This window comes from Priestia sp. SIMBA_032 (assembly GCF_046535215.1).
In the GTDB taxonomy this organism is placed as follows: Bacteria; Bacillota; Bacilli; order Bacillales; family Bacillaceae_H; genus Priestia; species Priestia aryabhattai.
In genome coordinates this window covers 1-257 of the sequence record NZ_JAWRXD010001037.1, presented here as the reverse complement: position 1 = coordinate 257, position 257 = coordinate 1, and the positions used below count along the sequence as shown (strand labels likewise).

The window sequence follows — 257 nt, the reverse complement described above, 5'->3', positions numbered from 1 at the left end:
ATGGCCGAACGCCCGCCAACGGGCAGCCCATCATTCGGCTTATGGATCCAGGCATCTGCCTGCGCGGCGTCCGGGAACAACAGATGCAGCGACTTGTAGATGCCCAGCAGATAGCTCACCCGGTCCAGCGTGTCCACGTTGATGTCTGCCCGCGGCGTGCCACCGTCGCGCAGCGCGCTGCGCCAACGCCGCAGACTCGCCACCGAAATGCCCCCCAGCAGAATGCCCAGATCCCGGTCCGACAACTGCCAGCACGC

At 66.1% G+C, this 257-nt stretch carries 1 protein-coding gene; it reads right to left on the bottom strand.

Annotated features, from left to right (window positions below; translation table 11 throughout):
* On the bottom strand, positions 1-203 hold a 203-nt coding region (locus SB717_RS37500), incomplete at its 3' end, for a hypothetical protein (protein WP_410908210.1).
* Positions 204-257 lie beyond the last annotated feature (54 nt).